This window comes from Salipiger sp. HF18, assembly GCF_011806505.1.
Lineage (GTDB): Bacteria > Pseudomonadota > Alphaproteobacteria > Rhodobacterales > Rhodobacteraceae > Salipiger > Salipiger thiooxidans.
In genome coordinates, this window is the sequence record NZ_JAATOS010000758.1 from 1 (window position 1) to 1,340 (window position 1,340).

Below are 1,340 nucleotides of genomic sequence, written 5' to 3' on the forward strand. Positions count from 1 at the left end.
GCCCACCGGCGCGCTCGACAGCCAGTCCGGCGAAGACCTGATGGCGCTTCTGCGCGAGCTGCATACCGAGGGGCACACGGTCATCATCGTGACCCACGACCCGAGCATCGCCGCGACCGCAGACCGGGTGATCGAGATCCGCGACGGCGAGATCATCGCCGACACGCGCACACGCGAAACCACCGCCCGGCCCCGCATCGCCGCCACCCAAGGAGGCCACGCGGGGCTCGGCGCCCTCGCCGACCGGCTGCGCGAGGCGACGCGGATGGCGCTGAAGTCCATGGCCGCGCACAAGCTGCGGTCCTTCCTCACCATGCTCGGCATCATCATCGGCATCACCTCGGTGGTCTCGGTGGTGGCGCTGGGCAACGGCAGCCAGCAGAAGGTGCTCGAGAACATCGCCTCTATCGGCACCTCGACCATCGACATCCGCCCCGGTACCAGCTTCCGCGACCGTCGCGCCAACCGCATCGACACGCTGGTGGGCGCCGATGCCGATGCGCTCGACGGCATGCCCTTCGCAGCCTCGGTCTCGCCCGAGGTCTCGACCAGCGCCAACGTGATCCACGCGGGCACCACGGCCTCGGCGCAGGTCAAGGGCGTGTCGGCGGGCTATTTCCAGCTTGGCTCCTACACGGTCACCCGGGGCGCCACCTTCACCGAGGACGACCTTGCCGCAAGGGCGCAGGTGGCGGTGCTCGACAGCGACGCGGCGGAGACCTTCTTCGAGGGCAGCGATCCCATCGGCCAGCGGGTGCTGATCGGGCGCATCCCGCTTCAGGTGATCGGCGTGGTCGCCTCGTCGGGCGCCAGCTTCGGGCCGCAGTCGATCAAGGTCTTTACCCCCTACACCACCGCCATGACCCGCATCACCGGGGCCACCACTGTGGATTCGATCTCGGTGCAGGTCACTGACGGCTACGACATGAGCGAGGCCGAAGCCGAGATCACCGAGATCCTGACCCGGCGCCACGGCACCGTCGATTTTTTCCTCACCAACACCGACACCATCCGCGAGACCATCCAGTCGACCTCGCGGACGCTGACCTGGCTGATCTCGGCCATTGCGCTGATTTCGCTGGTGGTCGGCGGGATCGGGGTCATGAACATCATGCTGGTTTCGGTCACCGAGCGGACCCGCGAGATCGGCATCCGCAAGGCGGTGGGCGCACGGCAGTCCGACATCACCGCGCAGTTCCTGATCGAGGCGGTGCTGGTCTGCCTCGTGGGCGGCGCGCTCGGGGTCGCGGCGGCCTTCGGCTTCGGCGGGGTGATGAGCGTGATCTCTCCGGACACGCGGCTGGTCTACTCGCCCGCGACGGTGGCGGCGGCCTTCGCCT

At 68.6% G+C, this 1,340-nt stretch carries 1 protein-coding gene; it reads left to right on the plus strand.

Features of this window, described 5'->3' with window-relative positions; all coding sequences use genetic code 11:
* The coding region (locus tag HC022_RS26645) for an ABC transporter permease (protein ID WP_167454389.1) at nucleotides 1-1,340 on the plus strand (1,340 nt) is incomplete at both ends.